At 64.8% G+C, this 25982-nt stretch carries 30 protein-coding genes and 2 pseudogenes; 15 read left to right on the plus strand and 17 right to left on the minus strand.

Annotation, left to right across the window (positions count from 1 at the left end):
* The first annotated feature begins 33 nt into the window (after positions 1-33).
* The 5 genes from ACWDTF_RS19945 to ACWDTF_RS19965 all read left to right on the plus strand — a co-directional run bounded on the left by ACWDTF_RS19945 (position 34) and on the right by ACWDTF_RS19965 (position 6214).
* On the plus strand, positions 34-240 hold the full coding sequence (locus ACWDTF_RS19945; protein WP_005195294.1) for a heavy-metal-associated domain-containing protein: 207 nt from the start codon (positions 34-36) through the stop codon (positions 238-240).
* A gap of 92 nt (positions 241-332) precedes the next feature.
* Positions 333-1292, plus strand: a complete 960-nt coding sequence (locus ACWDTF_RS19950) for a hypothetical protein (RefSeq protein ID WP_355279113.1) — start codon at positions 333-335, stop codon at positions 1290-1292.
* A 61-nt stretch (positions 1293-1353) separates the two neighbouring features.
* Positions 1354-3711: a heavy metal translocating P-type ATPase gene (locus ACWDTF_RS19955; RefSeq protein WP_449754923.1), complete on the plus strand. Its 2358-nt coding sequence runs from the start codon at positions 1354-1356 to the stop codon at positions 3709-3711.
* A complete protein-coding gene (locus ACWDTF_RS19960) occupies positions 3708-5870 on the plus strand; it encodes a copper-translocating P-type ATPase (protein WP_007239617.1) in 2163 nt (720 codons plus the stop codon). The genes ACWDTF_RS19955 and ACWDTF_RS19960 overlap by 4 nt, the downstream gene beginning before the upstream one ends.
* On the plus strand, positions 5867-6214 hold the full coding sequence (locus tag ACWDTF_RS19965) for a metal-sensitive transcriptional regulator (RefSeq protein WP_005195356.1): 348 nt from the start codon (positions 5867-5869) through the stop codon (positions 6212-6214). The genes ACWDTF_RS19960 and ACWDTF_RS19965 overlap by 4 nt, the downstream gene beginning before the upstream one ends.
* 22 nt (positions 6215-6236) lie before the next feature.
* Here ACWDTF_RS19965 and ACWDTF_RS19970 read toward each other — a convergent pair whose 3' ends face one another.
* Positions 6237-7172, minus strand: coding sequence for a M23 family metallopeptidase (locus tag ACWDTF_RS19970; RefSeq protein ID WP_005179985.1), 936 nt, complete (start codon positions 7170-7172; stop codon positions 6237-6239).
* Positions 7173-7441: 269 nt separating this feature from the next.
* Between ACWDTF_RS19970 and ACWDTF_RS19975 the strand changes: the two genes are divergently transcribed.
* Positions 7442-8095 carry a DUF305 domain-containing protein gene (locus ACWDTF_RS19975; protein ID WP_024499309.1) on the plus strand — a complete coding sequence of 218 codons (654 nt, stop codon included), beginning with the start codon at positions 7442-7444 and terminating at the stop codon, positions 8093-8095.
* Positions 8096-8123: 28 nt separating this feature from the next.
* Here the strand turns inward: ACWDTF_RS19975 and ACWDTF_RS19980 are convergent, their stop codons facing one another.
* Entirely contained in the window at positions 8124-9074 is a 951-nt protein-coding gene (locus ACWDTF_RS19980; protein WP_064864483.1) for a M56 family metallopeptidase, read from the minus strand.
* A gap of 235 nt (positions 9075-9309) precedes the next feature.
* Here ACWDTF_RS19980 and ACWDTF_RS19985 point away from each other — a divergent pair, with 235 nt between their 5' ends.
* Positions 9310-9627, plus strand: coding sequence for a hypothetical protein (locus tag ACWDTF_RS19985; protein WP_039994217.1), 318 nt, complete (start codon positions 9310-9312; stop codon positions 9625-9627).
* Between the two features lie 135 nt (positions 9628-9762).
* Complete coding sequence (locus tag ACWDTF_RS19990) at positions 9763-10599, plus strand: F510_1955 family glycosylhydrolase (RefSeq protein ID WP_355279105.1); 837 nt, start codon at positions 9763-9765, stop codon at positions 10597-10599.
* 646 nt (positions 10600-11245) lie between these two features.
* Here ACWDTF_RS19990 and ACWDTF_RS19995 read toward each other — a convergent pair.
* Positions 11246-11989 (minus strand): DUF6924 domain-containing protein, encoded by a 744-nt coding sequence (locus ACWDTF_RS19995; protein ID WP_355278100.1) that lies wholly within the window; start codon positions 11987-11989, stop codon positions 11246-11248.
* 190 nt (positions 11990-12179) lie between these two features.
* Here ACWDTF_RS19995 and ACWDTF_RS20000 point away from each other — a divergent pair, with 190 nt between their 5' ends.
* The 3 genes from ACWDTF_RS20000 (at position 12180) to ACWDTF_RS20010 (ending at position 14528) form a co-directional block, all read left to right on the plus strand.
* Positions 12180-12542: a hypothetical protein gene (locus ACWDTF_RS20000; protein ID WP_355278097.1), complete on the plus strand. Its 363-nt coding sequence runs from the start codon at positions 12180-12182 to the stop codon at positions 12540-12542.
* Positions 12543-13062: 520 nt separating this feature from the next.
* Positions 13063-13947: a hypothetical protein gene (locus tag ACWDTF_RS20005; RefSeq protein WP_433254471.1), complete on the plus strand. Its 885-nt coding sequence runs from the start codon at positions 13063-13065 to the stop codon at positions 13945-13947.
* The gene (locus tag ACWDTF_RS20010; protein ID WP_355278093.1) at positions 13935-14528 is read left to right on the plus strand and encodes a hypothetical protein; all 594 of its coding nucleotides are present in this window, start codon (positions 13935-13937) and stop codon (positions 14526-14528) included. Before ACWDTF_RS20005 ends, ACWDTF_RS20010 begins: the two co-directional genes overlap by 13 nt.
* Here the strand turns inward: ACWDTF_RS20010 and ACWDTF_RS20015 are convergent.
* From ACWDTF_RS20015 to ACWDTF_RS20065, 11 genes and pseudogenes are all read right to left on the minus strand, one after another.
* Positions 14525-14824, minus strand: coding sequence for a hypothetical protein (locus ACWDTF_RS20015; RefSeq protein WP_355278090.1), 300 nt, complete (start codon positions 14822-14824; stop codon positions 14525-14527). The two genes, ACWDTF_RS20010 and ACWDTF_RS20015, sit on opposite strands and share 4 nt — an antisense overlap.
* 281 nt (positions 14825-15105) lie before the next feature.
* A pseudogene (locus tag ACWDTF_RS20020) lies at positions 15106-15501 on the minus strand (arsenic resistance protein); the annotation flags it as partial.
* Positions 15498-15857, minus strand: coding sequence for an ArsR/SmtB family transcription factor (locus ACWDTF_RS20025; RefSeq protein WP_355278087.1), 360 nt, complete (start codon positions 15855-15857; stop codon positions 15498-15500). The pseudogene ACWDTF_RS20020 and the gene ACWDTF_RS20025, both read right to left, overlap by 4 nt.
* A gap of 189 nt (positions 15858-16046) precedes the next feature.
* Positions 16047-16433, minus strand: a complete 387-nt coding sequence (locus ACWDTF_RS20030) for a type II toxin-antitoxin system VapC family toxin (protein ID WP_355278085.1) — start codon at positions 16431-16433, stop codon at positions 16047-16049.
* Complete coding sequence (locus ACWDTF_RS20035) at positions 16430-16669, minus strand: FitA-like ribbon-helix-helix domain-containing protein (RefSeq protein ID WP_433259518.1); 240 nt, start codon at positions 16667-16669, stop codon at positions 16430-16432. The genes ACWDTF_RS20030 and ACWDTF_RS20035 overlap by 4 nt, the downstream gene beginning before the upstream one ends.
* Positions 16670-16937: 268 nt before the next feature.
* Positions 16938-17325 (minus strand): annotated as a pseudogene (locus tag ACWDTF_RS20040) (hypothetical protein).
* Positions 17325-17966, minus strand: coding sequence for a nucleotidyltransferase domain-containing protein (locus ACWDTF_RS20045; protein ID WP_355278080.1), 642 nt, complete (start codon positions 17964-17966; stop codon positions 17325-17327). Before ACWDTF_RS20045 ends, ACWDTF_RS20040 begins: the two are co-directional and overlap by 1 nt.
* 115 nt (positions 17967-18081) lie before the next feature.
* Positions 18082-18750: an LGFP repeat-containing protein gene (locus ACWDTF_RS20050; RefSeq protein WP_240857207.1), complete on the minus strand. Its 669-nt coding sequence runs from the start codon at positions 18748-18750 to the stop codon at positions 18082-18084.
* Between the two features lie 168 nt (positions 18751-18918).
* Positions 18919-19257 carry a hypothetical protein gene (locus ACWDTF_RS20055; protein ID WP_355278077.1) on the minus strand — a complete coding sequence of 113 codons (339 nt, stop codon included), beginning with the start codon at positions 19255-19257 and terminating at the stop codon, positions 18919-18921.
* A 35-nt stretch (positions 19258-19292) separates the two neighbouring features.
* The gene (locus ACWDTF_RS20060; RefSeq protein WP_355278074.1) at positions 19293-19862 is read right to left on the minus strand and encodes a DUF2255 family protein; all 570 of its coding nucleotides are present in this window, start codon (positions 19860-19862) and stop codon (positions 19293-19295) included.
* A 161-nt stretch (positions 19863-20023) separates the two neighbouring features.
* The gene (locus ACWDTF_RS20065; protein ID WP_355278071.1) at positions 20024-20575 is read right to left on the minus strand and encodes a TetR/AcrR family transcriptional regulator; all 552 of its coding nucleotides are present in this window, start codon (positions 20573-20575) and stop codon (positions 20024-20026) included.
* Between the two features lie 100 nt (positions 20576-20675).
* On the opposite strand from ACWDTF_RS20065, the gene ACWDTF_RS20070 reads away from it, so the two are divergent.
* Positions 20676-21059, plus strand: a complete 384-nt coding sequence (locus tag ACWDTF_RS20070) for a hypothetical protein (RefSeq protein WP_355278068.1) — start codon at positions 20676-20678, stop codon at positions 21057-21059.
* Positions 21060-21070: 11 nt separating this feature from the next.
* Here the strand turns inward: ACWDTF_RS20070 and ACWDTF_RS20075 are convergent, their stop codons facing one another.
* Positions 21071-21703 (minus strand): ferritin-like domain-containing protein, encoded by a 633-nt coding sequence (locus ACWDTF_RS20075; protein ID WP_433254458.1) that lies wholly within the window; start codon positions 21701-21703, stop codon positions 21071-21073.
* A 671-nt stretch (positions 21704-22374) separates the two neighbouring features.
* Here ACWDTF_RS20075 and ACWDTF_RS20080 point away from each other — a divergent pair.
* Positions 22375-22806, plus strand: a complete 432-nt coding sequence (locus ACWDTF_RS20080) for a DUF1622 domain-containing protein (protein WP_240857214.1) — start codon at positions 22375-22377, stop codon at positions 22804-22806.
* Positions 22807-22821: 15 nt separating this feature from the next.
* Here the strand turns inward: ACWDTF_RS20080 and ACWDTF_RS20085 are convergent, their stop codons facing one another.
* Together ACWDTF_RS20085 and ACWDTF_RS20090 are read right to left on the minus strand one after the other, a co-directional pair.
* Positions 22822-23235, minus strand: coding sequence for a MaoC family dehydratase (locus ACWDTF_RS20085; protein WP_355278062.1), 414 nt, complete (start codon positions 23233-23235; stop codon positions 22822-22824).
* Positions 23232-23630 (minus strand): hypothetical protein, encoded by a 399-nt coding sequence (locus tag ACWDTF_RS20090; protein ID WP_240857216.1) that lies wholly within the window; start codon positions 23628-23630, stop codon positions 23232-23234. The genes ACWDTF_RS20085 and ACWDTF_RS20090 overlap by 4 nt, the downstream gene beginning before the upstream one ends.
* Before the next feature lie 143 nt (positions 23631-23773).
* On the opposite strand from ACWDTF_RS20090, the gene ACWDTF_RS20095 reads away from it, so the two are divergent.
* Together ACWDTF_RS20095 and ACWDTF_RS20100 are read left to right on the plus strand one after the other, a co-directional pair.
* Entirely contained in the window at positions 23774-24946 is a 1173-nt protein-coding gene (locus ACWDTF_RS20095) for a lactonase family protein (protein WP_355278059.1), read from the plus strand.
* A gap of 52 nt (positions 24947-24998) precedes the next feature.
* Positions 24999-25949, plus strand: coding sequence for an LLM class flavin-dependent oxidoreductase (locus ACWDTF_RS20100; RefSeq protein ID WP_355278056.1), 951 nt, complete (start codon positions 24999-25001; stop codon positions 25947-25949).
* Positions 25950-25982 lie beyond the last annotated feature (33 nt).

Genomic DNA, 25982 nt, shown 5'->3' on the forward strand with positions numbered 1-25982 from the left:
TGGCACCACTGCTGTACCGAAAGGGCACATCTCATGAGCACATCGACAGTGATCGTCTCCGGAATGACGTGTGGGCACTGCGCGGCGTCGGTGCGTGAAGAAGTCGGCGCACTGGCCGGCGTAACTGACGTCGACGTCGACGTGGCCAGCGGGCGAGTCACCATCTCTAGCTCGGCCCCGATCGAGGCCGACGCGATCCGCGGCGCGATCGAAGAGGCCGGCTACCACCTGGCGCAGTAGCCGACGAAGGGCTGAAGTGTCTGCCCCACTGGCGACTTCAGCCTCTCCCGGGCGGCGTGGGTGTCGCCACCACCGATGACAGGAATCCAGCGATGAATGTTCCAACCAAGCTCGGCGTCTTCGCCGCGGCCCTGCTGATAGTTTTCGCTGCGGCGTACGCCATCGCCGCTGGTGTCGCTCCCGACAGGGCGTCGACCTCCCCGGCTGAGTCCGCCCATGCCGATCACAATGCTGCACCACAGTCGCGAACATCCGCCTCGTCTCCGGGGGCCGATCAGGTTCGCGGAGTTTCGATGGCAGCAGCCGGCTTCATCCTGGGGAATGTGGTGGCACCCCATGCGTCCGGGGTGCAGGCACCGCTGAGCTTTGAGATCCTCGACGCCGCCGGGGCCGCGGTCACCGACTTCGCCACCGAGCACGACAAGCAGCTGCACCTGATCGTCGTCCGCGCGGATGGCACCCACTTCCGACACGTGCACCCCACTCTCTCGCCCGAAGGGCGCTGGACGCTGCCCTGGCAGTGGGCGACGGGAGGCAGCTACCGGATCTACGCCGACTTCGTGCCCGCCGCCACCGGCCAACCCCTCACCCTCACCAGCACCGTCGAAGTCAGAGGTGACTACCAGCCGGCCCCACCCACCGCCGAATCACGACAGTCATCCGTCGACGGGTTCGACATCGGGCTGGCCGGTCATCTGCGCGCGGGCGTCGAGTCCGAACTGACCGTCACCGTGCGCCGAGCAGGACAACCGGTCACCACCCTGCAGCCGTATCTGGGCGCTTTCGGTCACTTGGTGGCCCTGCGTCAGGGTGACCTGGCCTACCTGCATGTTCACCCTGAGGGCGCGGCACCGACTGCCGGTCAACTCGCGGGACCACAGGTCCGCTTCGCCACCACCGCCCCCACCCCGGGCCGCTATCTGCTCTACCTCGACTTCCAGGTCCAGGGCGCTGTGCATACCGCCACCTTCGTTCTCGACGCCCCCACCGGCGCCCCGGCCCCGACACCTGACTCCACGGCCCCATCGGCCGATCCGCACGCCGGACACTAACTCGCTGACCAGCGCCACCCGGGGCACTGCGCCGAGGCATTCACCCAACGAGGAACCCCCCATGACCACCTCAGCTCCGATCCACCCACCTGCGGCCACCGCCGAGCAGACAGGCGCCGTCGATATCGAACTCGCCGTGTCGGGCATGACGTGTGCATCGTGCGCGGCACGCATCGAACGCACACTGAACAAACTCGACGGAGTGAGCGCCTCGGTGAACTACGCCACCGAAAAAGCTCACGTCAGCGCACCCGCCGGTGTCGACCCACACCTGCTGATCGAGACCATCGAACAGGCCGGATACCACGCTGCGCTGCCCGCCACTCCCACCAAAGGTGCCGCCCCCGACGATGACCCTTCGGACGACGACGGGGAGCTCGTGGCCTTGCGTCACCGACTGATCGGTGCGGTGGTTCTCTCGGTACCGGTGATCGCGCTGGCAATGGTCCCGGCGTTGCAGTTCACCTACTGGCAGTGGGCGTCGTTGACGTTGGCCGAGCCAGTGATCGTGTGGGCGGCATGGCCGTTTCATCGCGCCGCGTTGCTCAACCTGCGCCACGGTGCGGCCACCATGGACACCCTCATCTCGGTCGGCACCACCGCGGCGCTGTTGTGGTCGTTGTATGCGTTGTTCTTCGGCACCGCCGGACAACCAGGCATGACCCACGGATTCACCCTGACGGTCAGCGCTTCTGACGGTGCAGGCAACATCTACCTTGAGGTAGCCGCGGGGGTCACGATGTTCGTCCTGGCCGGCCGATACTTCGAGAAGCGGTCCAAACGGCGCGCCGGTGCGGCGTTGCGGGCCTTGTTGGAGCTGGGCGCCAAAGACGTCACAGTGATCAGGGACGGCCACCAGTATCGGATCCCGATCGGCGAGCTCGCCATTGACGACGAGTTCAATGTGCGCCCCGGCGAGAAGATCGCCAGCGACGGTGTGGTGGTGTCCGGCACCTCGGCAGTCGATGCCAGCATGGTCACCGGCGAGTCGATGCCAGTCCAGGTCGCCCCCGCCGACACCGTGACCGGCGGAACGGTCAACGCCGGCGGGCACCTGCGGGTGCGGGCGACCCGCGTGGGAGCGGACACCCAACTCGCGCAAATGGCCGCGATGGTCGAACGCGCCCAGACCGGCAAAGCCCACGCCCAGCGACTGGCCGACCGGATCTCAAGTGTCTTCGTGCCGGTGGTCATCGCCGTCGCCATCGCTGTCCTCGGCGCGTGGATCGGCGCCGGCTATCCCCTGCAAGCGGCGTTCACCGCCGCGGTCGCTGTGCTGATCATCGCCTGCCCCTGCGCTCTGGGACTGGCCACCCCGACCGCACTTCTGGTCGGTACCGGCCGCGGAGCCCAACTCGGCATCGTGATCAAAGGCCCCGAAGTCCTGGAATCCACCCGAACCGTCGACACCGTTGTCCTCGACAAAACCGGCACGGTCACCACGGGACAGATGACACTCGTCCAGGTCACCACTGCTCCCTCCACCACTCGCGAAGACGTGCTCGCCCTCGCGGGGGCGGTGGAGAATGCCTCCGAGCACCCCGTCGCGGCCGCCATCGCTGCTGGTGCAGCCGCCGAAGTCGGGCCGCTCGACGAGGTCGACGACTTCCGCAACTTCGAAGGTCGAGGCGTGCGCGGTCTGGTCCAGGGACGTGTGGTCACCGTCGGGCGTCCGACGCTGCTGGCCGAACACGGCATCGCCGTGGATGACCCTCACCTCAACGAGGCGCAGACCGCCGCCGAAGAAGCCGGACAGACCGCCGTACTCGTCGCCTGGGACGGCCGCGCCCATGCGGTCCTGGCGGTCGCCGATGCGATCAAACCCACCAGCGCACACGCCATCGCCCGGCTCGCCGCACTGGGTATGACGCCCATCCTGTTGACCGGCGACAACCAGACCGTCGCCGATGCCGTGGCCGCTGAGGTCGGTATCGATACCGTCATCGCTAACGTCTTGCCGGCCGACAAAGCCGCCGTCATCACCGACCTGCAATCCGACGGCAAGGTTGTGGCCATGATCGGCGACGGCGTCAACGACGCCGCTGCCCTGGCCCACGCCGATCTCGGGCTGGCGATGGGCACCGGCACCGACGCCGCCATGCATGCCGCTGACATCACCCTGGTCCGCGGCGACCTCAACGCTGCCGCCGACGCGATCGCCTTGGCACGCACCACTCTGAAAACGATCAAAATGAACCTGTTCTGGGCATTCGCCTACAACGTCGCCGCGATACCGCTGGCCGCGCTGGGACTGCTCAACCCCATGCTGGCTGGGGCCGCCATGGCGTTGTCCAGCGTGTTCGTCGTCAGCAACAGCCTGCGGTTGCGCGCCTTCACCAGCCCGCCCCACTCATCGTCCACAGTTCCACCCACCAACCCCTCGACGTATACCCCCCAGGGGTATAAGGTAGCGGCATGAACGAGCACTCTTCCCCTGAGCACGTCGGTCACGACGCCGCCGATGAACGCCACCACGGCCAACTCGCCGCAGCGTCACACAACCACCACGATCACCATGCTGAGCGCGCCCGCGCAGACCATGATCACGCTGGGCATGGGGGGCATGGTGATCACGTCGGGCAGTTCCGGCGGCTGTTCTGGATCATGCTGGCCCTGGCTGTGCCGGTCGTGGCCTTTTCGCCCATGTTCGCGATGCTCATCGGCTATGACCTACCCGATGGTGAAGTGTTGAAGTGGGTCTCACCGGTGCTGGGTACGGTGATGTACTGCTGGGGTGGGCGGCCGTTCCTGGTAGGCGCCTATTCAGAACTGCGGTCGCGTGCACCGGGAATGATGCTGTTGATCGCCTTGGCGATCACGGTGGCCTTCGTGGCGTCCTGGGGTGCGAGCATCGGTGTGTTGCATCACGAACTGGACTTCTGGTGGGAACTGGCGCTGCTCATCGTGATCATGCTGTTGGGGCATTGGATCGAGATGCGGTCGCTGGCCCAGACGACCTCGGCCCTGGACTCGCTGGCCGCGCTGTTGCCCGATGAGGCCGAACGCGTCGATGGCGACCAGATCACCACGGTTGCTCCCAGTGAGCTGCAGGTCGGAGATGTGGTGATCGTGCGCCCGGGGGCCAGCGTGCCGGCCGACGGTCGCGTCGTAGACGGCTCGGCCGAGCTCGATGAATCCATGGTCACCGGAGAATCGCGCACGGTGCGCCGCGGCATCGGCGATCAGGTGGTGGCCGGCACGGTGGCCACCGACTCGGGGCTGCGGGTCCAGATCACCGCCACCGGCGATGACACGGCGCTGGCCGGGATTCAGCGCCTGGTGGCAGACGCGCAGAACTCCACCTCCCGCGCCCAGCGGCTGGCCGATTCCGCTGCAGCGCTGCTGTTCTGGTTCGCGCTCGGCTCAGCGATCATCACCGCCATCGTGTGGACGGTCATCGGCCAACCCGACCAGGCGGTGATTCGAACCATCACCGTGCTGGTCATCGCCTGCCCGCACGCACTCGGCTTGGCTATCCCCCTGGTGGTGGCCATTGCCACCGAACGCGCCGCCCGCGGCGGCGTGCTGGTTAAAGACCGGTTGGCACTTGAGGCCATGCGCACTGTGGATGCGGTGCTGTTCGACAAGACCGGAACCCTGACCAAGGGTGAGCCCACGGTCATCGAGATCGCGGCCGCCGACGGCGTCGATGAGGACACCGTGCTCGCCCTGGCCGCCAGCGCCGAAGCCGACAGTGAGCACCCGTTGGCGCGAGCGATTGTCGCAGCTGCCGGAGACCGCGCGCGGCCGGTGCCGGCGGCCACCGACTTCACCTCGTCACCGGCGGTCGGTGTGACCGCTCGCGTCGAGGGCGCCACAGTGCGGGTGGGCGGGCCCCGCATGCTCGAGGAACAGGGCCATCAGGAACTGGCCATCGCTGATCGCTGGCGCGCCGACGGCGCAATCATCCTGCATGTCACCCGCGACACTGAGCTGATTGGAGCTCTCAAACTTGCTGATGAGGTGCGCGGGGAATCCCGCCAAGCCGTCGAGGTGCTGCACGCCCGCGGGGTCGAGGTTGTGATGATTACCGGCGACGCCGAAGCAGTGGCGCACACCGTCGCTCACGACCTCGGTATCGATCGGGTGTTCGCCGGTGTACGGCCGGAAGACAAAGCCAGCAAGGTGGCCGAACTGCAGCACGAAGGCCGCAAGGTGGCGATGGTGGGCGACGGCGTCAACGACGCCCCCGCCCTGGCCCAGGCCGATGTGGGCATCGCGATCGGGGCCGGCACCGACGTCGCGATCGCCTCGGCCGGGGTCATCCTCGCCAGCGACGACCCCCGCTCGGTGCTGTCGGTCATCGAGCTGTCGGACGCCAGCTACCGAAAAATGAAGCAGAACCTGTGGTGGGCAGCGGGATACAACCTGATCTCTGTACCGCTGGCCGCCGGAATTCTCGCGCCCATCGGGTTCGTCCTGCCGATGTCGGTCGGAGCGATTCTGATGTCAGCCTCGACGGTCGTGGTCGCACTCAACGCGCAACTGTTACGCCGACTCGACCTGCAGCCAGGCGCGAGTACAGTGCGTGGACTGCAGCACAACCGGCCGAGATCCATTGAGAAGGTGAGTCCATGACCGCTGCGTCCGCACCGGGACAATCCTCCACCCCGGAAGAATCCTCTGCCTCGGAACACTCTTCCCACGGTTACATCAGCGATAAGGGCAAATACCTGGCCCGTCTCAAGCGCATCGAGGGGCAATCCCGAGGTATCTATCGGATGGTCGATGAGGAGCAGTACTGCATCGACATCCTGACCCAGATTTCGGCGCTGACCAAGGCGCTGGAGGGGGTCGCGCTGGGTTTGCTCGACGACCATCTCACCCACTGTGTGCTCGATGCCGCCCACGCCGGCGGGGACGAGGCGCAGGAGAAGATCGCTGAAGCCTCGGCGGCCATCGCTCGCCTCGTTCGTTCCTGAGCCACCCACCACGCCGGGTTCGTCACAGGCGTGGTTCGCCGACCCACTGCGGCACCACCGGCCCCGGCGCGCGGGCGTCTGCATCAGCGGCCATCGCCAGAACCACCCCGCGATCGGCCAGCCACTGTGCCGGATCGACGTTGACTCCCGTCGGGTCGAGAACCTCGAAATGCAGATGCGGGCCGGTCGAGACCCCACGGTTGCCCACTGTGGCGATCGATTGGCCCATCCGTACTCGCGCGCCCTGCTCGAGTAGATTCTCGTCGTTGTGGCCGTAGGTGGTGATCGTGCCGTCATCGTGCCGGATCCGCATCCACAACCCGAACCCCTCGGCAGGTCCGGAGGTGATGACCTCCCCGTCAGCTACCGCGACAATGGGCGCGCCCAGATCATTGCCGATATCAATGCCCTGATGGCCCCGTCCGTCACCGAAGGTGGACGTGATCTCGCCCGCAGTCGGCGCCACCGCACCGCCACTACCGGGCAGCAGCGGTGTCGGCGTTCCGGGTTCCTGCGGCTGGGGGCCATGCGGCTCGTTCGGATCGTGCGGCACGATTGCGGCGATCAGGGTGGCTACCAGCCGAGCCAGCGGTAACGCGTCGATGATCCGGAACCCGTCTATCGGATCAATGAGCGAAAACGTGCCGAAGCACTGCAGTGCGGCTGCACTGCCCGCATCGCCGACGCTGCCCGACTGGGCCTGAGCGCCCAGGCAGGACGCCGTCTGCGTGATCGGCTTCCCCAAATTCGCCGCCGCGGCACCACCCAAAGCGGCCTTCACCGAGTCCTGCACGATCGCGATCAGCTCCCCGGCCACATGTCCATCGGTCGAGGCCGCCGCCGGTGCGGTGGCAATCACAGGCGCAACGCCCACGCACACCGCCGCTGCCACCCCCAGCGCTTTGGGGCCCCACTGCTGCCCCGCCTTGACCCGTAGCGATGTCAACACCATCTGCATGCGGTCGGACCTTTCCCGCGGACGTCGTAGACCCACGCACGAGTGCCATGCGTGTACCCGCGAGATCACACCACAAGTCACTTGTGCCCCACCAGTCACACGCGGCTCCACTACGAAGCGAACTAATCAGGCATTAGCGGCTTTGTTTGCGCAGTTCACCGCCCGTTTTGTGGGTGCCGGGCAGGCGACTAACTACTATCGGTGTTAGTAGAATTGTTATCGAAGCGCTGCCGGGCGGTAGCGAAGTATCACTCTTGAGGAGGAGATCGATGAGAGTCACACGAACCGGTGTCGTCGTTGCTGCCGCGGCGGCTGTTCTGACAGTGGTGGCCGCGTGTTCGGACACCTCGACTGAGGATCATTCCTCGATGTCGGGGATGGGTACCAGCACGGTCAGTACCGAATCGTCAGCGGCGGCCTCTGCCGAACACAACAGCGCGGACATCTCGTTCGCCCAGCAGATGATCCCGCACCACACCCAGGCGATCATGATGAGCGACATCCTGTTGGAGAAGGACAACATCAACCCCCAGGTCGTCAGTCTGGCCCAGCAGATCAAAGACGCTCAGCAGCCCGAGATCGAGCAGATGCAGTCGTGGCTGAAGCAATGGGGAGCCCCACTCGAGGGCCAGGGACACAACATGGACATGGGTACGTCGATGGCGCCGGGTTCCTCCCCGATGCCGTCGATGATGGGCATGATGTCGCCAGAACAGATGCAGCAGCTACGCGACGCGCAAGGAGCCGAGGCGTCGCGCCTGTTCCTGACGCAGATGATCGAACACCATCGCGGCGCCATCGCCATGGCCAAGACCGAGATTCAAGACGGCCAATCGCCCGAGGCGATCGCTCTGGCACGTCAGATCGTCACTGATCAGGAGAGCGAAATCGCGAGGATGCAGCAGCTTCTCAACAACCCCTAGCGGTCGGACCTGCCCGGGTCGGTCTCGGCTACACACACATCGCGATCACCATCGCCGAGACGACACCGGACACCGCCAGCGTGGTCGGCACCGCCACCACACCAGCCACCGCCGCGGCAGCACCCACATGATGACGTCGCGACCGGCACCGGTGACCGGAGTCCAAGCGGCTCAACCGAGGCCCCACCGACGACGAATCGCTGATCGACAACACACCCACCGGGCCCGCTACAGGTCCCGAACGGGCCAACGTTCCCAACGCCGAGCAGACCGCCCACGCACCCACCAGCTGGGCCGCGCGGGCATCGGCGGCTTGCTCGACCAAGCCGGCGACCTCACGGCCCGCGCGGCTGAACAACGGAATCAGCGGGAACGCACGCCCGAGAGCGCGGGCCGCCAACACCACGGTGTGATGACGTTGCCGCCGGTGTGCGCGCTCATGAGCAACGACGGCATCGAGTTCCTCACCGGACAACGCCGCCTGCAACCCGGTCGTGGCGGCAATGCCGGCATCCTTGCCCGGCAGACAAAACGCCATCGGCCGCCCGTCGGCGAGCCACCACACATCGGGATAACGCTCACTGCGGGCGCCCACCAACCGCAACGACTGAAGATACTCCTCACGAGCACCACGCATCCGCACCGCCGATCGCACCGCGATCGTCACCGCTCGGACAATCGCTGCCACGGTCACCACCGCCAGCACGCCACCAGAGATCGCTTCCACCCGCGGGGATGCGCCGTGTGACAACACCCGCAGACACGACACCACCTCAGACAACGAATGGATGCCGAAATGACCGGGAACCGCCAGCGTCACAACAGCTCCCACCCACAACAACGCAAACACGACCTGCGCGGCCGGCCAGGCCACCAACACCCAACGAGCATCGATACGGCCCTGCACCCGGACCATCCATCGAGGCCACAGCCAGCCCAGCACACCTGCGGCTACAACTAACACCACCGCTGCACTCATGGATGCTCACCCATCGTTCGCCTCGATCCTCGACGCCCGCCGTCGTGCTCGCTGAGACCCACGCTCAATACACCTTCCCGGCGGTCCGCCACCTGCACCACCAGCCAGTATGCCCCAGGGGCTCGTCCGTGACGCCGCAACTCCAGCACCCACCGCGCCGCCAATTACTAGGCTCTATAGTAGTTAGATGACGCGGGTTGACCCAGCCTGCGCGTACTAGTTCGAGGGATGCGCTGTGACCGAGAACCCGAGGGGGACGCACTCGCCCCCGGACGACCACCGTCGTCAGTATCTGCATGCCATGCGCGACGTCTACCGGGCACCCACGCCATACTCGGCCCACCAGTTCTTCCACCGCGCCCATCACCTCAGCGTCACCTCGAACCGACGCCGCCACCTCGCCGCACACATCGGTCTCGTCCGCCACCTCGCTGCGATCGGCGACCTCGCCGGGGCGCGTCACCACCTCGGTACCGTCCTTGCCTCCCTCGTCCTCCAAAGACATTGCGGCCAACAACCTTCGCAGGCTTCCATCCCCATCCAGAAGTCGTGACCACGACCACGACGCCCCAGAGGGCCAGGGTGGCTCTCTACCGACCCTCTATCCCGGTCTCGCCGCCACACCGAGCACACCATCCAGCGCCGCCACCACCGAACACGGCCCTATCCACACGAAAGTCCTAGCCGCTTGCCTGCCTCGAGCCTGTCCATCCGCACTGTTGCGGTCGTAGTCATCGCCACGCTGACTGTGCTGACCGGTTGTGCCACCCAGGAACAACCCACATCTCTACCACCGCCGGCAATCTCAGCAGAGACAGCCACAACACTGACCCCAGAACTCGACCACCTCCACGCCCTGCACATCCGCGCCGACGGCACCATCCTGGCCGGAACTCACACCGGCGTAGTCGCTCTCACCGCTGACGGAACCACCAGCCGGGTCGGCGCCTCCGACAACGACTTCATGGGACTGACCGGGGTACCCGGCTCTGACCGGCTCTTCGCCTCCGGCCATCCAGGTCCAACGAGCTCGGCACCCAACCCGCTGGGACTCGTCGCCAGCGAAGATGGCGGGCAGACATGGACACCGAGATCGGTGGCCGGCCAAATCGACTTCCACGCGCTCGCCACCAACGGACAACTACTCGTAGGCTTCGACGGAATCAACCGCCTGCTCGTATCGACCGACGACGGGACAAGCTGGACCACCGGCGCGTCCCTGGCCGCAGCAGCACTCACGATCACCGACCACGGCGTCTGGGCGACCACCCCTGCAGGGCTGCAACACAGCACCGACGACGCCCAGACCTTCACAATCGTCCCCGATGCGCCAGCCCTAGCCCTCCTGGCGGCCGCACCCGATGGCACGCTCTGGGGCATTGACACCGCCAACACCGTCTGGCGCAGCCCAGACGGCACACACTGGGAACAACGCAGCACCATCAGCAGTGTCACCGCGCTGGTCGCCAGAGACGCCGAAACTGCATACGCCGCAAATGGGCAATCGCTATACACGCTCAGCTAACGGACTCGTGGGGAGCAACGAAGGAAGGAGGCGACTGAGATCCGGAAGAGCGTTTTAGATCTCACCCACTCCTCGCGACAACCGCTAGGTTGCCCGGGCACCCCCTCTGTCAGATCGCCATGGGCGGGGACGGCCATCGAAGGCCCCGCCATTCGGCTGTCCTGGTAGCCGCAGTGATGACGTAACGTAGTTATCGGCGAAAAATGTTGCGTCGCATGTGATTCGTCACCCTGCTGGCGGATATTCTGCGCTGCCGCGACACCACGCCCTCCCGGACCCGCGTCGCTCCCGCACAATCACCACGTCTGCCACGTGCGTCCGGCGTGCCCGCGCCCCCTGACGAGAGGTCGCCGGCCGCGGTGGGTTGCGGTCTGTCTGCCGGCTCCGCCGTCACCTGATCGGAGCGGGCTACGCCGCACAGTGACGCCCTTCGGGCTGAGTTGGTTTGCGTTGCCCTGACTCATTCTCTTACCTCCAGTCGCGGCCCGCAAGGCGTGAAAAACTAATCCGCCCTGCGGGTTTCAGGGCTGCGCCCCGGATGACTTTTTCACTTTCCTCCTTGTCATAATTACCATTATCGGCACTTGAAAAACGTTGGGGGAGAGTGGTTCTGCTCGGCGTGTGACATAAGCGCTCGCACCGCCGGTTAAGAGTTGGACGGCGGGAAGACTTTCAACGCCGCAAGGCATCGGCCGGCAGTCCGGTCGAGCAGTACTTCCCAATAGCCGCGAGACAGACCGACCGTGGCGTACTCAGCTTCGCCGCCGTGAGATGTCACCGCTAGGTAGTCCTCGTGCCCTAAGGTCTGCCATCCTCGAAAGTCTCGACCAGCCTGTCGCTCGTGCGACTCAGTGAGATCGATTCGTCGCACGGCGTACCGCGGGGCGAGCAGCGACGCGAGTTCGTCGCGAAACTGGGCAAGCGCCGGACTTGAGGTGTTCCCCTCTGCGAGGGCGAGTAGTTCGTCTTTGGTCAGCGTCTCGGGGGGCACATACGAGCGCGAGCCGCCTCGGTACACCCCGTCGCTGTCCGCGGCGTTCTTGAAGTCACCGAGCGAGAGGTTGGCGATGGCGAGGTTGTCAGCTACACCGGCGAGGCTGGCTGGGACGATTCGTAGGGTGTCCCCGGAGCTCGAGATCGCCAGTAGCGACCGTTCGTCGTTGGCCAAGGTTTCGGCGTCGGCTACGAAGGCGTAGTCGTTCTCGCTATCGACGAGGAGATCGAGGAAGTCACCAGTCGAAAGGCCGTCGAGTCGTGGGTCGTCGACGACCTCGAAGTTGGTGTCGCCGGATAGTCTTTCGATCTCCTGCACGAGTCCAGTCCAGGCGTCCTCGGAGTCGGAAGCGACGCGGACGAGGAGGTTCAGACTGTTCGACGGCAGGATCGGCATATGGCGCAATCTACATCTACAGCTCAATCCGGAATGGAGGTTGACCGGCGCTGGCCCACATCCGCGATTGGTTTGTTGGGGTGCTCTGCCCGGTAACCCTCATCTGCCGACGACGAACTCTGCAACCGTGCCAACGTTGTTGCAGGTCATCGGTGGTGTATGAGCTCGGTCACCGCTACCCTGAGCGGCTATGAGACGTGCTGCGTTGCTCGCCTTCGCACTCTTGGCGCTCAGCGCCTGTTCCGAGTCCGCCGACCCGGACGCCGTGCCGCCCTCGACCATCTCGGCCTCGGCCACCACCGGCACCGATCGCAACGAGACGATCCAGGTCGAGGGCACCGTGCCCAACGACGACGGCGCGGCGTATGCCCAGACCTGCAGCCAGCTCGACGCCTACGGCGAGGCGACCGGAATCAGCCCCGGCGCTACGGACGCCCAGGTTGAGCAGTACATGCGCGAGTGGCGCACCGAGGAACCCGAGGACTTCACCTCCAAGCAGATCTCGGAGGCACGCGAGCGCGCGGTCCGCGACTGGGTCAAGGGTGAGTGTTGAGCCCAGATCGGGACACGGCGACACGGCCGGTCGGGAAGTCGGCCATAGTAGCCCTCCGTGCTACCTCTGATGGCGGAGCGGCAGGTGACCATCTACATGAGTTCACAGGACCCGGCCGGTGACTACTTCCCGCGCATCGAGAGCATCACAGACAGCTTCGGCAATACCTTCAACGGCAGCGACCCAAGCAGTCGCAACGCGTTCGTTTCGACTATCCAGACCGGGCTCGGCCTACGTGTCGGTGACACAGTCACCTTCGACTGCGTGGGTACAGACCCTCACGGACGCGAACTCGAATGGGAGCTACATCACTCGAACATGACGCAAACCTCCACAGTCGAACGCGCCCGCGGACAGCAGGCGACACTGGTCTCTGGAAGGTCGAGGACAAGCACGTGCGCATCAACGCGGCGGTCGTGCTCCACCTCATAACAGTCGACGCCACCTACCATCGCTTTAACGGATTCGACGAGCAGGTGGACTGGATATTTGACAGCGTTCTCCCACCAGAGGGAGCCGTATGAAGTGGACGTTATGTCGACGGCGCGCTCGCCAGTCGGGCACTTCGGACGACAGCACCGATTTAACCAGTCTCGTCGACGAGCGGGCAGCGACGACGGCAAAGAATGTGGGCATCTGCCAGCTGTGTAATGAGCGCGCGAGGATCACCCGCGAGCACGTGTTTCCACAGTGGTTTCTCAAGCGGTGGCCGGCCGGCGAGGGTCCGTTCACGACGCATTTCAACCGTGAACCGTTGCGCACCCGGGCGGGCAAGGAACGGAAGACGGACCGTCTCTCACCCATCTTCCTCGACATCTGTGAGACCTGTCATCGAGCGTTGAACGCCCATTATGAGGTCCCGGCCAAGACGCCGGTGCGTGCGCTCCTCGACGACGGCAATGTCCTGTCTCAAGCAGACGTGGATGTGGTCGCGCGGTGGATGATCAAAACGCTTGCGCTCAGCCGTCATCCGAACAGTCGGCACGAAGGAAATCTGGTCCGGCGTATCGTTCCGGGATTGGCCAACTTTGCTCCGATAAATCCCTGGGACCCGTTCCCGCCCAGGCTCGCCGAAGAGATCAGGACTGGGGTTGCGCCGACCGAGGTGTCGTTGTGGATGGCCCGGGCCGCCGATGATCCCGGTGTTTCGGACCCGCCTCTACCGTGGGAGAGCTGGGGCGCTCGGCCGCCACAACATCAGTCCTTCACGATGTTCAGCGCCGACGGTGGCGAGTTCGCGGTGTTCCACCTTGCCTACCACCCAGGGCGCAGCCACCTCGAGCACCCGTTCGTGGCGACCAATCAAGCGGTCCGGCTGTGGCCGAACCCGCCGGCATCGCTGGACCTGACGACACCGGACCCAGTACCTAAGGAGACTCGTATGCATTCTGTGTGGCCGCGATGACGCCGTGGGCGTGGGTGCCGTACGTGATCTCAGCATCAGCCGTACTCGTGTCGCTGGCCTCGGTGACGTACACCAAGCGCGCTGCCGATCACCGCGAGTTCGATCGGTGGCACCGCGACGCGTTGCTGGTGGCGATCAGCGAGTTCGCGGGCCTGTCGTGGCATCGGCAGAACGTGCTCTCGGCAGCCTATGAGAGCAGAATTCGCTCCCCGCATGCCCACAGGTCTGATCCGTTCGACACCGAGGAAACCGGTGGTCCGCACCCAGTGCACTCCGTGGATCAGATGGCGGTCGTGGTTGAGAGAATCCGACTGCTCTCGCCGACGATGGCCGAAACAGCCGAACGGATCACCGACGCCCACCGAAGAGCGGTCGAGGCCGGCGACTACTTTTCCGAACCTAACGACATTGTGGGCCACATCGGCGCGCTGATGGTCGATTCACGCGAACTCGCGGCCCTGCACGCGGACCTCTCAACCGAGTTCGACCGGGCGACCCAAAGCGTCGAGCGTCGAAGGTGGCCGCGACGCGGGCGTCAGGGCGCGGGCCAGGTGTGGGATTTGGATCGCCTGCCAGGCTAGTGATCAGGGCGAACGCCTGCGTTCCGCGCCTCGCGAAATGCACGATCGTAGTTCTGGATGGCGACCCGCTCGAAGACGAACTGCTGAAGGATTGCCGCGGTCGTGGTCTCTCCCTCGAGGGGATGACTCTGCCGCCAGTCGCCGAGCGCAAGTAGGTCGACACCGAGGGCTTGCCGCGGATGTTCGCGCGCTTCGTTGATGTCGTTGCGCACAGCCTCCAGCTCGCGGCCGAGGCGATCCACCAGACGGAGGGCGCGCCGCAGGTGGTGATCGCGTTGCTCTTCGAGAAGCGTCACGCACTGCGCCCAGGTGGGTACGGCGTCGGCGGGGAAGTAGATGTGCCCCGCCCGGCTTCGCTGTGCGTCTTCGCACTGGTCCCGGCCGATGATGCAGCGATCCGGTCGGTGACCGTCGGCGTGAGGTGTTCGGCCATCACAGATTTGCCGCGGTTGCTTACGCACACGAAGAGCACATCGATGGGTTCAGGCATGGCGCACGGGCTCCTGGGTTGAGTTGGTGGTTGCGGTGAACCGTTTCCGCAGCGCGAGGGACACGTAAACGAGACCGACGAGGACGGGATGACCATCGCGATACACCTGGCCAGACCGACGATGATCAGGCCCGTCCGGTACTCCGGCAGATCCGGCAACATCAACCACGCCAGCGCAAACATCAACGCCGGGCCCATGATCCAGTTCAACGCCAGCGAGCTGAGCAGCAGGCGACGATCGGCGGTGACCGCGTCAAGTCGGTCATAGCGCACCTTTGCCAGCACTGGGTACATCATGATCAGCAGCCCGAGAGCGATCGGCAGCGAGATACCGTCGAGTTCTACCGTCGCCAGTGTCTCTCCCAGCCCCGGAACAGCTCGGCCCAAAAGCAAGCCTGCGGCCATCGCGCCGGCGATCCACACAGGCAGGAACCGATCCAGCATCGACAACTTGCCCGCGACCGCAGCACCAGCCCCGCTCATCGACGTTCCTCGCACGAGCCCGGCTCGCCGACCACTGCCGCAAGACGAACGAGTACCTCCGACAACTGCTCGAGCACAACGCTATTCACGCGGTAGTAGATCCACGTGCCCCGGCGTTCACTGGTCACCAGGCCAGCCTCTCGTAACACCTTCAGGTGATGCGAGATCGTCGACTGCGACAACCGGATCGGCCCCGAAATATCACACACACAGGCCTCACCGCCCGGCCGCGACGCCACCTCCGACAACAAGCGCAGGCGCACCGGATCCGCCAACGCCTTCAACTCCGCCGCGACCCGCGCAGCCCGCTTCGCGCTCAACCCGCCGCTCGCAACCACCACGTCTTGATTCGACATATATCAATATTGACACACATCGAATCAGCAGCCAATTCAGCCCCTACCATCTATCGCCACCGCGAGACTGCCGACCTTGAAACCTCTTGCAGGGGAATATGATCAACTCGATATTGACGGTATCCAGTAAGTAGACCACTGCATATCGCACTGTGCCGCAACACTATTAAACCTTGACGTCACGGAACCTTAACCTCGCACCCTAGGCCGGCGCCCTACCGATGCGACGATCAAGCGTGATGAGCGGCGCGTCCGCCAGTTCGGCGACCGCAACGTAGCTGGCTCGTATCCAGACAAATTGCTGCGGAGTTCCCACACTCGCGAACCGAGAAGTTCGTACGGCCACTGCTCGATCGACAAGTCGAGCAGATCGCCATGCGCCTGCACCGCCTGATCGGCACTGACAACTCCGGCCATTTCTTGTCTACGAATGATATTGCTTACTTCAAACATCACCAGTTGCGGTGCGAGCAGGTGCGTGCCCGACAATTGTTCAACCGCCCAGTTGCCGTCCGGTCCGTCGTCGAGCAACAGGGTGACGAGGGCCGAAGACTCACATACGGCGGCCACCGTCACCGTCGGTCGGCATCTCGCGCATCGAGGATCGCTGCGGCATCGACCCGAACTCCAGTTGTGCCGACTCGCGCCCGCGCCCGCGCAATCACATCATCGACCTGCGGACGTGCCGCAGACTCCATCAGCATGCCGCGCAAGTACTCCTGCAATGACTTGCCCGCCCGTGCGGCCCGCCCAGCGAGCTCATCGCGCACCGCGTCCGGAACGTCACGGACTGAATCACCACACTCGTGCAGTCAATGTAACTGCGTTGTCATCATTATGCAGCTGTGCCGTGGTTGGGACTGATCCCTCTTCGCCCGCACCGGCGATCCGCTCTGTCCGATCTCCGCTCCGATCGCGACGCGCAGAGCATATGCAGGATTACCGGCACTCTCCGAGTAGTTCACTCCTATTGCACTGCGCCGCAGCCGGATTCCCCGACCAGCCGGCTCGCGCGTCGAGTGGCATACGCGAGTGCTGCCGACATCCGTAGCGGACGTCTTCGCCGAGGTGGCGTGTGCCCTATCCGCGAGCGGCCACTGCCAGTTTCGCCGACGCAACCAAGTGCTGCGCTGCGCGGATCATCCGCTTTAGCTCTCCGGAGGTTAGGTCCTGATGCGTGTACGCAGCCTTGTTCTTCAGGTTTAACAGCGTGTTCAGGTGTCGCTCAGATCCACTGTCCGCACGCTTCAGGAGGGCTGCAGCCTCGGCGTGGTTGCCGGTGTTGGAATGCACACCGAGGCGAACACAACAGATAACGTCTGAGGCTGCGATGCCAGCGTCGACGTACAAAGTCCCCAGCGGCGTTGGGCATCTCCTCCCCGAGATGGTCAGCGGCATCAAAGAACTCGTTCGCCTTCGACATCCGCCCTGCGATGACCACGGAGTCACAGTCGCGCTGCGACGCCATCAGGACCTCCCCGACGCCGGGCGCAGCTGCGCGTTGAACCAGGACCGAGTACCCGCAACGGTGAGGCCCTGCTTCGCCACGTCACGAAGCAGAGGTTCACCCGCGGCAGCCGCAGCGCGAAATTCGTCCGCAGCGTACTCGACTATGCGGCCGTCGTTGCCAGTCCACGCCGTGATAAGTCGGGCAACCTTTGTCACCCGATGCCCCCACACGTCGTCGCCTTCGTGGCCCCAGTCGCAGGCGCGCACCAAGATCAGGTCAATGTCGCTATCGAGGCGCATGTGCCCGGTCGCCGCCGACCCGAAAACCGCGGCGTACCGCAGCGTCGTGCCCCACTCTCGGAGGTGTTCTTCGAGACGGTTCAGAAACGCCGAGTTCAGACGTGCCAACGCCATGATCGGCTCAGCAGCGAGGTGTTCGGTGTTGAGTCGATAGGTATTCGTCCTACCCACCTGATCGTGCAGCACAACGCCCTGAATGGTGAGTCGGTTGAGGACCTTGCGGATGCCTTCAGCCGACGCCGTGGTGAGAATGCGATGGACCTGGCTGATTGTGAACGTAGCGTCTGCGGACGCCAAAACCGCGAGTACGTCTCCGTCCAGGGTCGGCGTGACCGTGGCCAACGGTTTGTTCAGTTGCACGCCCGACACCTCCCACCATTCCAACTAAAGTTAGAGTAACACAACTATAGTTGAAGTGCAGGAACCGTAACAACGGCGTTTCGATGAGCTAGTCCGGGACTTCTCGGCGCTCCACCTATTTCAGACCCGATGGCACGCTCTTGCCGTTGACGGTCACGGTGACTTCGCCGGTCTCGGTGTTCTCGGTGACCTTGCCGTGCTCGAAGGTCACCTGTTGCACGTCCCCTTCAGTGGTCACGTCGCTGGTCGGAACTCCCAGAGGTCCGGCCGAGCCGTTCTTGCCTGTGACTGACGGGGTGCCGTCCGGGGCGCGCTCGGTGTTCCACGCGTCGCGGATCTTGCCCGATGTGACGATGTACGCCGGGGTACCTGGGGCGTTGTTCTTCGCGATGATCACGCCACCCTGGAATTGCTGGAAGACGACACCGCTTTCGCGGGTTCCCGCGTTGTGGTCACCAGTCAGCGGCTTGCCGAGGGCCTCCTTCTGAGCGTCGGTCGCCGACGAGTACTTGGCCGCGAGGGGGCCAGTCAGCGTCACTTCGACGTCCCGCTCCCCTGTGAGGGTCACCGCTGCGGGTGCAGCCGACTCGGTGGTGGTCGGAGTTGTCGTCTCGGTGGTCGTCTCTTCACTGCTCGCCACGTGTGACTCCGACATCGACGATGCGGCCGGCGAGGAACTCGGTGCGGCGGCGTCAGTGTCGTCTCCTCCGCAACCTGCGGCGATCAAGGCGATCACAGATAGTCCGGCGACGACCATGGCGGGACGGTGAGCGAGTTGCCTCATGTATTCCTCTCGGATCTTCGACACACAACCGGTCCGGCGCGAACCGGACATCAGTTTCGACTGTATCGGCCGAGACGGCTCGGAGTTGGGCGGTCGCCCGCCGGCTGCGTCATCCGATCCACCTTCGCGCTCCGCACGAAATGAAGGCGCACCACCAAGCGCCATTCATCATCGGATTGTGTAAACCAGCCCCAACCCATCGGCGGCGAGGCCGACCATGAACTCTTGTGCTCGACGGAGGTATTCGTTGGTGTAGTCGGCGCTCGAGTACGAGACGATCTCCTTGATCGTGGCGTCGTCGGTCGGTTCCACCAGGACGACGTCTTCGGAGATTTCCTTGACGATGTCCGGACTGAGAACGTGAACGAAGCCGAGGTGCGCGCCGTAGGGGCCGATCGGGGTGACGTTCCCTTTGACCAACTCCAACGAGATACGCGGACGCAGAAACCCGTCGTCGACCGTGAAGATGTGTTGGAGTTCGCGCCAGGCCTTGTCGAGGTAAAGCATCCGAGGGCGATCCCCCTCCGGTCCCCACGCGTCACTCAGCGGATCGTCGGAGATGTACGGATAAGGATCGCGACGCGCGGACGCGACATCCTCGGGTTGAAGTGGATAGGCATAGTAGCGAATTCCCATGAGCCAGAGCATGTCACGGTATTTCGCCGGGGCGCCCGCGACAGATGCGCCTGTGGATAACACGGCTGCATCCCACAAACACTCGGAATAAGCGGCACCTGCTGACGCTCGGCGGGGTTGAGGCGAAGCGTCGTCGACGCAGCGTCACCGTAGCGGCCATACTTGGTCCGGTAGCTCTCGTCCACGTCGGCACGCAGCCCCGGGTCAGCTTCTGCGGCAACGATATCAGTGACCGTCACGTCGGTGGACAAGCCGGGCACACTCACGCGCGCATGTCCCGTGCGGACAGCGTCCCCAAACCACCCGGTGTTGCGTCGGTACCAGGTGCGGACATAGACGGAGGTCCGCACGCACACCACCCACACGGGCACTGCTCGACGCCACGTACCGTCGGGCTTGCGAACCGAAATCAGCAGTTCGCGCGTCGCGCCGAGCAAGTCGAGTTCGTTTTCGGTCCAACCCTCGGAATACGTCACCCTGACTCCTCGATCCGCGGCTTCCGACTGTCAAGCCTACGTCGCAGCACGTCGACGTCTGGGTTCACCACGTGCGGAAGCCTGATCCAGATCGCGACCGTGCCGGCCTGAACCCAGGCATCGGAACAACGGGCTCGAAACGACCTCCCACGGAATGGGACTCAGTGTGAGCTGTCGTTGATCAGTCCGGAGTGGAGTCGCACGAGTCGCTCCGCCCAGTCGTCGCCTACCGCGCCGATCCGCGCGTACTCGGCGATGAGCGACCCGACGATCGAATCGATGAGTGTTTCGATGTCAACGCCGCCGACGAGTGTTCCCTCCTCGACCCCCCTGGTGACCGCGGCCGCGACGGCAGCACGATGCGCAACGAGTACGCCCCGGAAGATTTCGGTGAACGGTGGGTCGGCGTCGGTCATCAAGGCTGCCATCCCACCGAAACCGATACCGTCGACGACGATGGCACTGGAACTGGCAATGACCCACCGCAACCGCTGAGCACCAGACATGGGCTCCGGCGCCGGCCCAGGTAGGCCAATCGCCCGCAACACCTCGGTCAGCATCTCGGCTCGGTCGTTGTACCGCCGATAGATCGTCGTACGCGCCATTCCCGTGTGCTCGGCGACGCGTTCGATCGTCACCGCGGTGGGTCCCTTCGTACGAAGAAGGTCGAGTGCGGCCGCGCGGATCCGCTCGTCGGCGTCGGATCGTGGCACCAGATTTCCTCCCGCGGGAATGGATCAGTCGTCGCTTACGCTACATTAACTGTAGCGCTACACTACATGTAGCGTTTCGTTCTGATTGTGGAGGTAAGTGATGAGCAAGGATTCGTTCTCGTTCCTCGGATATGTGCTGTTGCTGTGCGCGTTCGTTGGTCTCGGTGTGTCGGTGTACGCCGCCGCGTCGCCGTTCGCGATCGGGCAGGTGCTGGTGCTTGCCGGCGTCACCGCAGCGCTCTATGTGGCGTCGGTGACCAGTTTCCGGCTGCAGATCCGGATGACGCATCGTCGTGACGCAATCTACGACGCGCAGCCTGCGGTTCCGACCGAGCAACTCGCCCGCGTCGACCGGTATCTGCACACCTACCGGAGCAATGCAGCCCGGGCGTCGGCCGTGCGTCTCGTTCCTGAGGCCCGGTCGACAACCCCGACGCCGGTCGACGCCACGGACGTACGTCGCGATCCTCGATGGGCGGCCTGAACGATCGCCGATCAACCCTCGGATACCGGCCGCTCGTGGAAAACGGTTGCGATCGCGTCGTCGAACAGCTGCATGGTGTCGCTGACAAACTGTCGCCTGCGCACCCCACAGGCACGCAATGCCGGCCCATGATCGACGGCCACGACGATTGCCACGACGAGTGCGAGTCCACGCCATGCGTGCCGGGCGAGCCGCTTCGCGTATCGGGGCTTGCGGCGGAATTCGACTGCGAGACGGCGGCATTGGAATGGGACGTGGTGACGCTCGTCGTCGAGGATCCGTTCCGACACTCGAGTCAACAGTTCGTCTCCACCGCCGTCGGCGAGGGCGCGGTAGTAGCGCAATGCCACGACCTCGGCAACGGTCAAGACCATCAACTCGAGTCGGAGGCCAAGTAGACGACGCAGACGAACGAAGACGGCGTCGGTCCAGTCGGCGTTGATCGTCGGCGCACCGGCCGCCCGCAGGATCTCGGCGAGCATGCGCGCGTGGTTCTGCTCTTCGGCCACGAACAAACGGATCGCGGTCTCGTAGTCGCGATCCCCGGTGTCCGCTGCCTTCGCGATCAGGTGGGGGCCGTCGCCACTCTCCCCGACTTGAAACTTCTGAACGCTGCGGATCACCGCGGGATCGAGTCGACACACGAGCGTCGGATCCGATGCTGTCGGATCGGCCCCCGTGGGATGGCAGATCTTCGCTTACCGCAACGCCTTCCGTGGGCTTTCGGAGTCGCGATGGTCCGGAACACGATCAGCTATCGCGTGATCGGTCCCTCGCCGTTCGGTGACCGATATCTGGAATGGCGTGGCCGCAAGGCACGCGAAAGAGCCGTCTTTCGCCATTTCGGTTCCGACGCAGCCGAAGTCGGCTCGCTCCCGTTGGGCAGGCATGGCTGAGGGCCGAGAGGGATAGTCCGCAGAGGCCGATCAGTTGCCGAGCCCGATCACCCCGGGAGACCTTCCACCGGCCCGCCGGCCGGGATCCGAGGTGCATGGTGGCCGGTCGCTGTGACGGTCCGGGTGCGGCCCTGACGCGGAGCCGCATCGGGTAGGCGTCGGGACCAAGTAGCGGTACTCGGATGCATATGCTGGGGCATGATCAACCATGCCGGCCGCCGTGGAGATAACGCCCGCCGTCGCTATGGCAACAACAAGAGCGCTGCTCGCTCGGCGCAGTGCGCCTGATCGAGATCGTCTGATCGTCATATGCCCTGTCCCTTCGCGAGATCGGACGATGGCTGACTCAAGCGTCGGAGATGTGCGACGTGGAATCGCGAGTAGCGAACTACCTGTTTCGGTTGAGTACGCTGACGCCCATGCACTTCGAGTCGGTGTTCACCGGTGTTGCCGTAGGTTTCGAGGCGATCGGCGCGTTGGCCATGATCGTCGGATTCGTGATCGCGGTGGTACTGGGTATTCGTTCGCTGCGACGCGGAGAGGGCGGTCAGGTCGCGTTCGGTGTTCTCCGGACCGCGCTCGGATCAGCCATCCTGTTGGGTCTCGAGGTACTCGTGGCCGCCGACCTGATCCGCACGATCACGTCGAAGCCGTCGATCGAGGATGCCCTCATCCTCGGGCTCATCGTGCTCATCCGGACGATCTTGTCGATGTCCATCCAGATCGAGATCGAGGGCGTACTCCCCTGGCGACGGGCATTGCTGGCCAGCGGTGCTCAGCAACTAGGTGCTGCGATCTCACGAGACGCGGCGTCGAGTGCTGCAGGACAAGACCGCGGACCGAAGACCTGATCGGCACCGTCGAACTCAGTCGCGCGGTGCGCTGGGCTCGTAGGTGATCCGGATGGGACGTAGAACCGCACGCGTCGTTGCGTCGGTACCCCGGACCGCTGCCGAGGCGAGAATCAGTCCCGGCACCTTCCGGACTCCGGCGACCACCAACTCGGCCGGTGCCGAACCAAGATGCACTGGACGTACAAACCTGGTGTCGCACCCGGTGATTCGCACACCATTCGCCGCGGCCCAGTGATCGGCGTGGTGCAGCACGATGCCCAGGATCAAGTACCCATGTGCAATCGCCGACGGCAACCCGGCGGCCTTCGCGGCCTCGTCGGACAGGTGGATGGCGTTGGCGTCGCCCGACACCTGCGCGTAGCGACGCACGCGATCACGCGTGACGTATTCGGTTGCCTCCCACAACAGATCGGAGGGCTCGGTCACGACTCGGCGTCCTCGTCGCGAAATGCCATCGTGGCAACCGACTCCGCCAGAGGTAATTCGTCGGCCACCAGAATCTCCCCGCGCACCTGAGTCTGTACCGCGCCCGCGCGGCGGGTCACCGATTCGACGCGAAGCCGGCCGGTGACGACGTCACCGGCCACGGGTGCGCGCCTGATTCGAAGCGATTCGGCGGTCAGGACGATACCGTCACCCGGTACAGCGCCCTCTTCGACCGCTTCCCGGGCGAGGATTGCCATCACTTGATGGATGACCGGTAGACCCGACGCCGACCGTCCCTGGCTGATGACGTCGGAATAGCCGGTCAAGAGCGCATCAGTGACCGCTATCGGTTCCGGTGTCCGGAAGACCATTCCCTCCGCCACTGTGTATGCCATGCCCAAAGGGTATTCCGATGGCCAACGCGAATGACTGCTCATCGTGAAATCGACCGGCGCCACAGATGTCTCGGCATTTCGCGATGGGGAACATCACTGGCGGTTACCGTCGGGGGCGAAGTGTCGGTCGGGAGGAACACAGAATGTCAAGGCTTGCGCCGCAGCGAAGTCCACTGTCCACAGCACGAGTCGCGGCCGGATTGACCGTTGCCCTGGGCATCGTGCTCGCGCTCATCATGGGTCAGCAGCCGATGGCCTCGTCGGCGCCCGGATCCACACACCGCTTCCTGTTGACGGCGGCGACCGGGTCCATGGGCATCAGTGTTCTTCGGGTGTCCGACAGCGGAGGCCTGGCCCCGGTCGCGGGCACTCCCTTTCGTACCGGTTTCGGGGTCCTTTCCTTGACGGTCTCCCCCGACGGCTCAACCGCTTATGTGCCACATATCGTCGAGCCGGCGGTGAGCGGGTATCGCCTCGACAGGTTCGGCAGATTGCATGAAATCCCCGGAGCCCGAGTGAATTTCAGTGGTCTGCCCACCGCAGCACAACTCGCGCCCGACGGAAAGCACCTGTATGTCGTCGTGGGTGGGCTGCCCGGCCGCGTCGAATCGTTCGCGGTCACGGCTTCTGGTGCGCTCCGGCCAACCGGAATGCCGGCGGTGCGGGTGGATGGTCTCAGTGTGGTCGGGCAGGCGGCTGTTGACCCCGACGGCCGCTTCTTGCGCGTGGTGACCTACCTCGGCACCACCTTGTCGAGCTACGCGATCGGTCCGGGCGGACGTCTCACTCCGCGCGGCGTGATGTCGATCGGCCTGGGACCGGTCGCCCCTGCATTCACGCCGGACGGACGCTACCTGTACACGAGCGACGAACTGACGCTGAGCATGTCGGGGTTCCGGGTGCGGCGGGACGGGGGTCTCACGAGACTGCCCGGGTCGCCGTTCGTCACCGGAGGCATTCCGCACGGCGCCATCGTCACGTCCGACGGCCGACGTCTGTATGTGCCAAACGCGATCGGTGTCGGCACGTCGATAGCCGGGTTCGACGTGCACGCAGATGGTCGGCTGACACCGTTGCCGCACTCGCCGTATCCGATGCCACTGGGGAGCCTGCCCGGGTCGCTGGCTCTGAATCCCGACGGCAAACACCTTTACGCCGTCGACGTGGCGACGGTCCGCAGCACGAGCAGCCAGGCGCACACCTACCTGATCGCGGCCGACGGGAGTCTGCGACCGTCGAATCGTCAACCCGTCGACACCGGTGCGCTGATCACCGACGGTCCCGTCGTCGCACTTGCCACGGTGGGCGGTCCGTGACGACGGCTGGTCGCGGGTGGGTCATCGTGTCCAGAATGCGTAGAATCCTATCATGTGGTTCGGTGCGCATCTGCCGCTGATCGACTTCGACGGAACGGGCCCGCCCCCGCTCGGCCGCTACGTCGACGCTGCTCGCGGCGCCGGATTCACCGCGATCGGCGCCAACGACCACCTCGTCTTCGCCAGGCCCTGGCTCGACGGCCTGGTCGCATTGGCGAGCATCGCCGAACGCAGCGACGACATGACCCTCGCGACCACGGTTGCCCTGCCGGTGATCCGTGGCCCGGCGGCAATGGCGAAGGCTGCCGCCGCGTTGCAGACGCTGTCGGGCGGTCGATTCGTGCTGGGCGTCGGTCCCGGCTCGTCGGCGGCCGACTATGCCGCGGCGGGGATCGCCTTCGATGAGCGGTGGCCCCGATTCGACGAATCGTTGCGTGCGCTCACGGCGTCGCTGCACCGCGGCGAGCCGATGGCCGGCCGATTCTATAACTTGCCAGATCTCAAACCGGTTCCAGCACAGACTGTCCCGCTCTGGGTGGGTAGCTGGGGCTCGGCAGCGGGCCTGCGCAGGGGCGCTCGGTATGGGAATGGATGGCTCGCCTCGGCATACAACACGAGCCCGGAAAAGATCACGACGGGGAGCGAACTACTGCACACCGCGCTCGATTCCGTCGGACGCCGAATCGACGCGTTCCCGATCGTCCTCGCGACGATGTGGATGTTCGTGACCCAGAGTTCATCCGTGGCACAAGACCGACTGCACATGCTGGCCCAGCTACTCGGACGCGATCCGTCCGCACTGGCCGATCTGCTGCTCATCGGATCTGCCGAGCGCTGCGCGGCAACCTTGGACCGATATGCCGATGCCGGCGTCGACGGGGTGTTTGTCTGGCCCATCGGCGATCCGATCGAGCAACTGGCGATCTTCGGGTCGTCGGTCGCCAGAAACGTCCGGCTGCATGACGGCCCTGCATTGCGGGATCACCGTGGCAAACCGACGTAGACTCGGCGATGCTGCGACCACGGCCACCCGCCC

This window comes from Gordonia sp. NPDC003422 (assembly GCF_053588675.1).

Bases quoted from the DNA above. Each gene is read 5' to 3' on its own strand.
- ACWDTF_RS19945 (WP_005195294.1), top strand. From the start codon at position 34: ATGAGCACATCGACAGTGATCGTCTCCGGAATGACGTGTGGGCACTGC.
- ACWDTF_RS19950 (WP_355279113.1), top strand. From the start codon at position 333: ATGAATGTTCCAACCAAGCTCGGCGTCTTCGCCGCGGCCCTGCTGATA.
- ACWDTF_RS19955 (WP_449754923.1), top strand. From the start codon at position 1,354: ATGACCACCTCAGCTCCGATCCACCCACCTGCGGCCACCGCCGAGCAG.
- ACWDTF_RS19960 (WP_007239617.1), top strand. From the start codon at position 3,708: ATGAACGAGCACTCTTCCCCTGAGCACGTCGGTCACGACGCCGCCGAT.
- ACWDTF_RS19965 (WP_005195356.1), top strand. From the start codon at position 5,867: ATGACCGCTGCGTCCGCACCGGGACAATCCTCCACCCCGGAAGAATCC.
- ACWDTF_RS19970 (WP_005179985.1), bottom strand. From the start codon at position 7,172: ATGCAGATGGTGTTGACATCGCTACGGGTCAAGGCGGGGCAGCAGTGG.
- ACWDTF_RS19975 (WP_024499309.1), top strand. From the start codon at position 7,442: ATGAGAGTCACACGAACCGGTGTCGTCGTTGCTGCCGCGGCGGCTGTT.
- ACWDTF_RS19980 (WP_064864483.1), bottom strand. From the start codon at position 9,074: ATGAGTGCAGCGGTGGTGTTAGTTGTAGCCGCAGGTGTGCTGGGCTGG.
- ACWDTF_RS19995 (WP_355278100.1), bottom strand. From the start codon at position 11,989: ATGCCGATCCTGCCGTCGAACAGTCTGAACCTCCTCGTCCGCGTCGCT.
- ACWDTF_RS20000 (WP_355278097.1), top strand. From the start codon at position 12,180: ATGAGACGTGCTGCGTTGCTCGCCTTCGCACTCTTGGCGCTCAGCGCC.
- ACWDTF_RS20005 (WP_433254471.1), top strand. From the start codon at position 13,063: ATGAAGTGGACGTTATGTCGACGGCGCGCTCGCCAGTCGGGCACTTCG.
- ACWDTF_RS20025 (WP_355278087.1), bottom strand. From the start codon at position 15,857: ATGTCGAATCAAGACGTGGTGGTTGCGAGCGGCGGGTTGAGCGCGAAG.
- ACWDTF_RS20050 (WP_240857207.1), bottom strand. From the start codon at position 18,750: ATGAGGCAACTCGCTCACCGTCCCGCCATGGTCGTCGCCGGACTATCT.
- ACWDTF_RS20055 (WP_355278077.1), bottom strand. From the start codon at position 19,257: ATGCTTTACCTCGACAAGGCCTGGCGCGAACTCCAACACATCTTCACG.
- ACWDTF_RS20070 (WP_355278068.1), top strand. From the start codon at position 20,676: ATGAGCAAGGATTCGTTCTCGTTCCTCGGATATGTGCTGTTGCTGTGC.
- ACWDTF_RS20080 (WP_240857214.1), top strand. From the start codon at position 22,375: ATGCACTTCGAGTCGGTGTTCACCGGTGTTGCCGTAGGTTTCGAGGCG.
- ACWDTF_RS20090 (WP_240857216.1), bottom strand. From the start codon at position 23,630: ATGGCATACACAGTGGCGGAGGGAATGGTCTTCCGGACACCGGAACCG.
- ACWDTF_RS20095 (WP_355278059.1), top strand. From the start codon at position 23,774: ATGTCAAGGCTTGCGCCGCAGCGAAGTCCACTGTCCACAGCACGAGTC.
- ACWDTF_RS20100 (WP_355278056.1), top strand. From the start codon at position 24,999: ATGTGGTTCGGTGCGCATCTGCCGCTGATCGACTTCGACGGAACGGGC.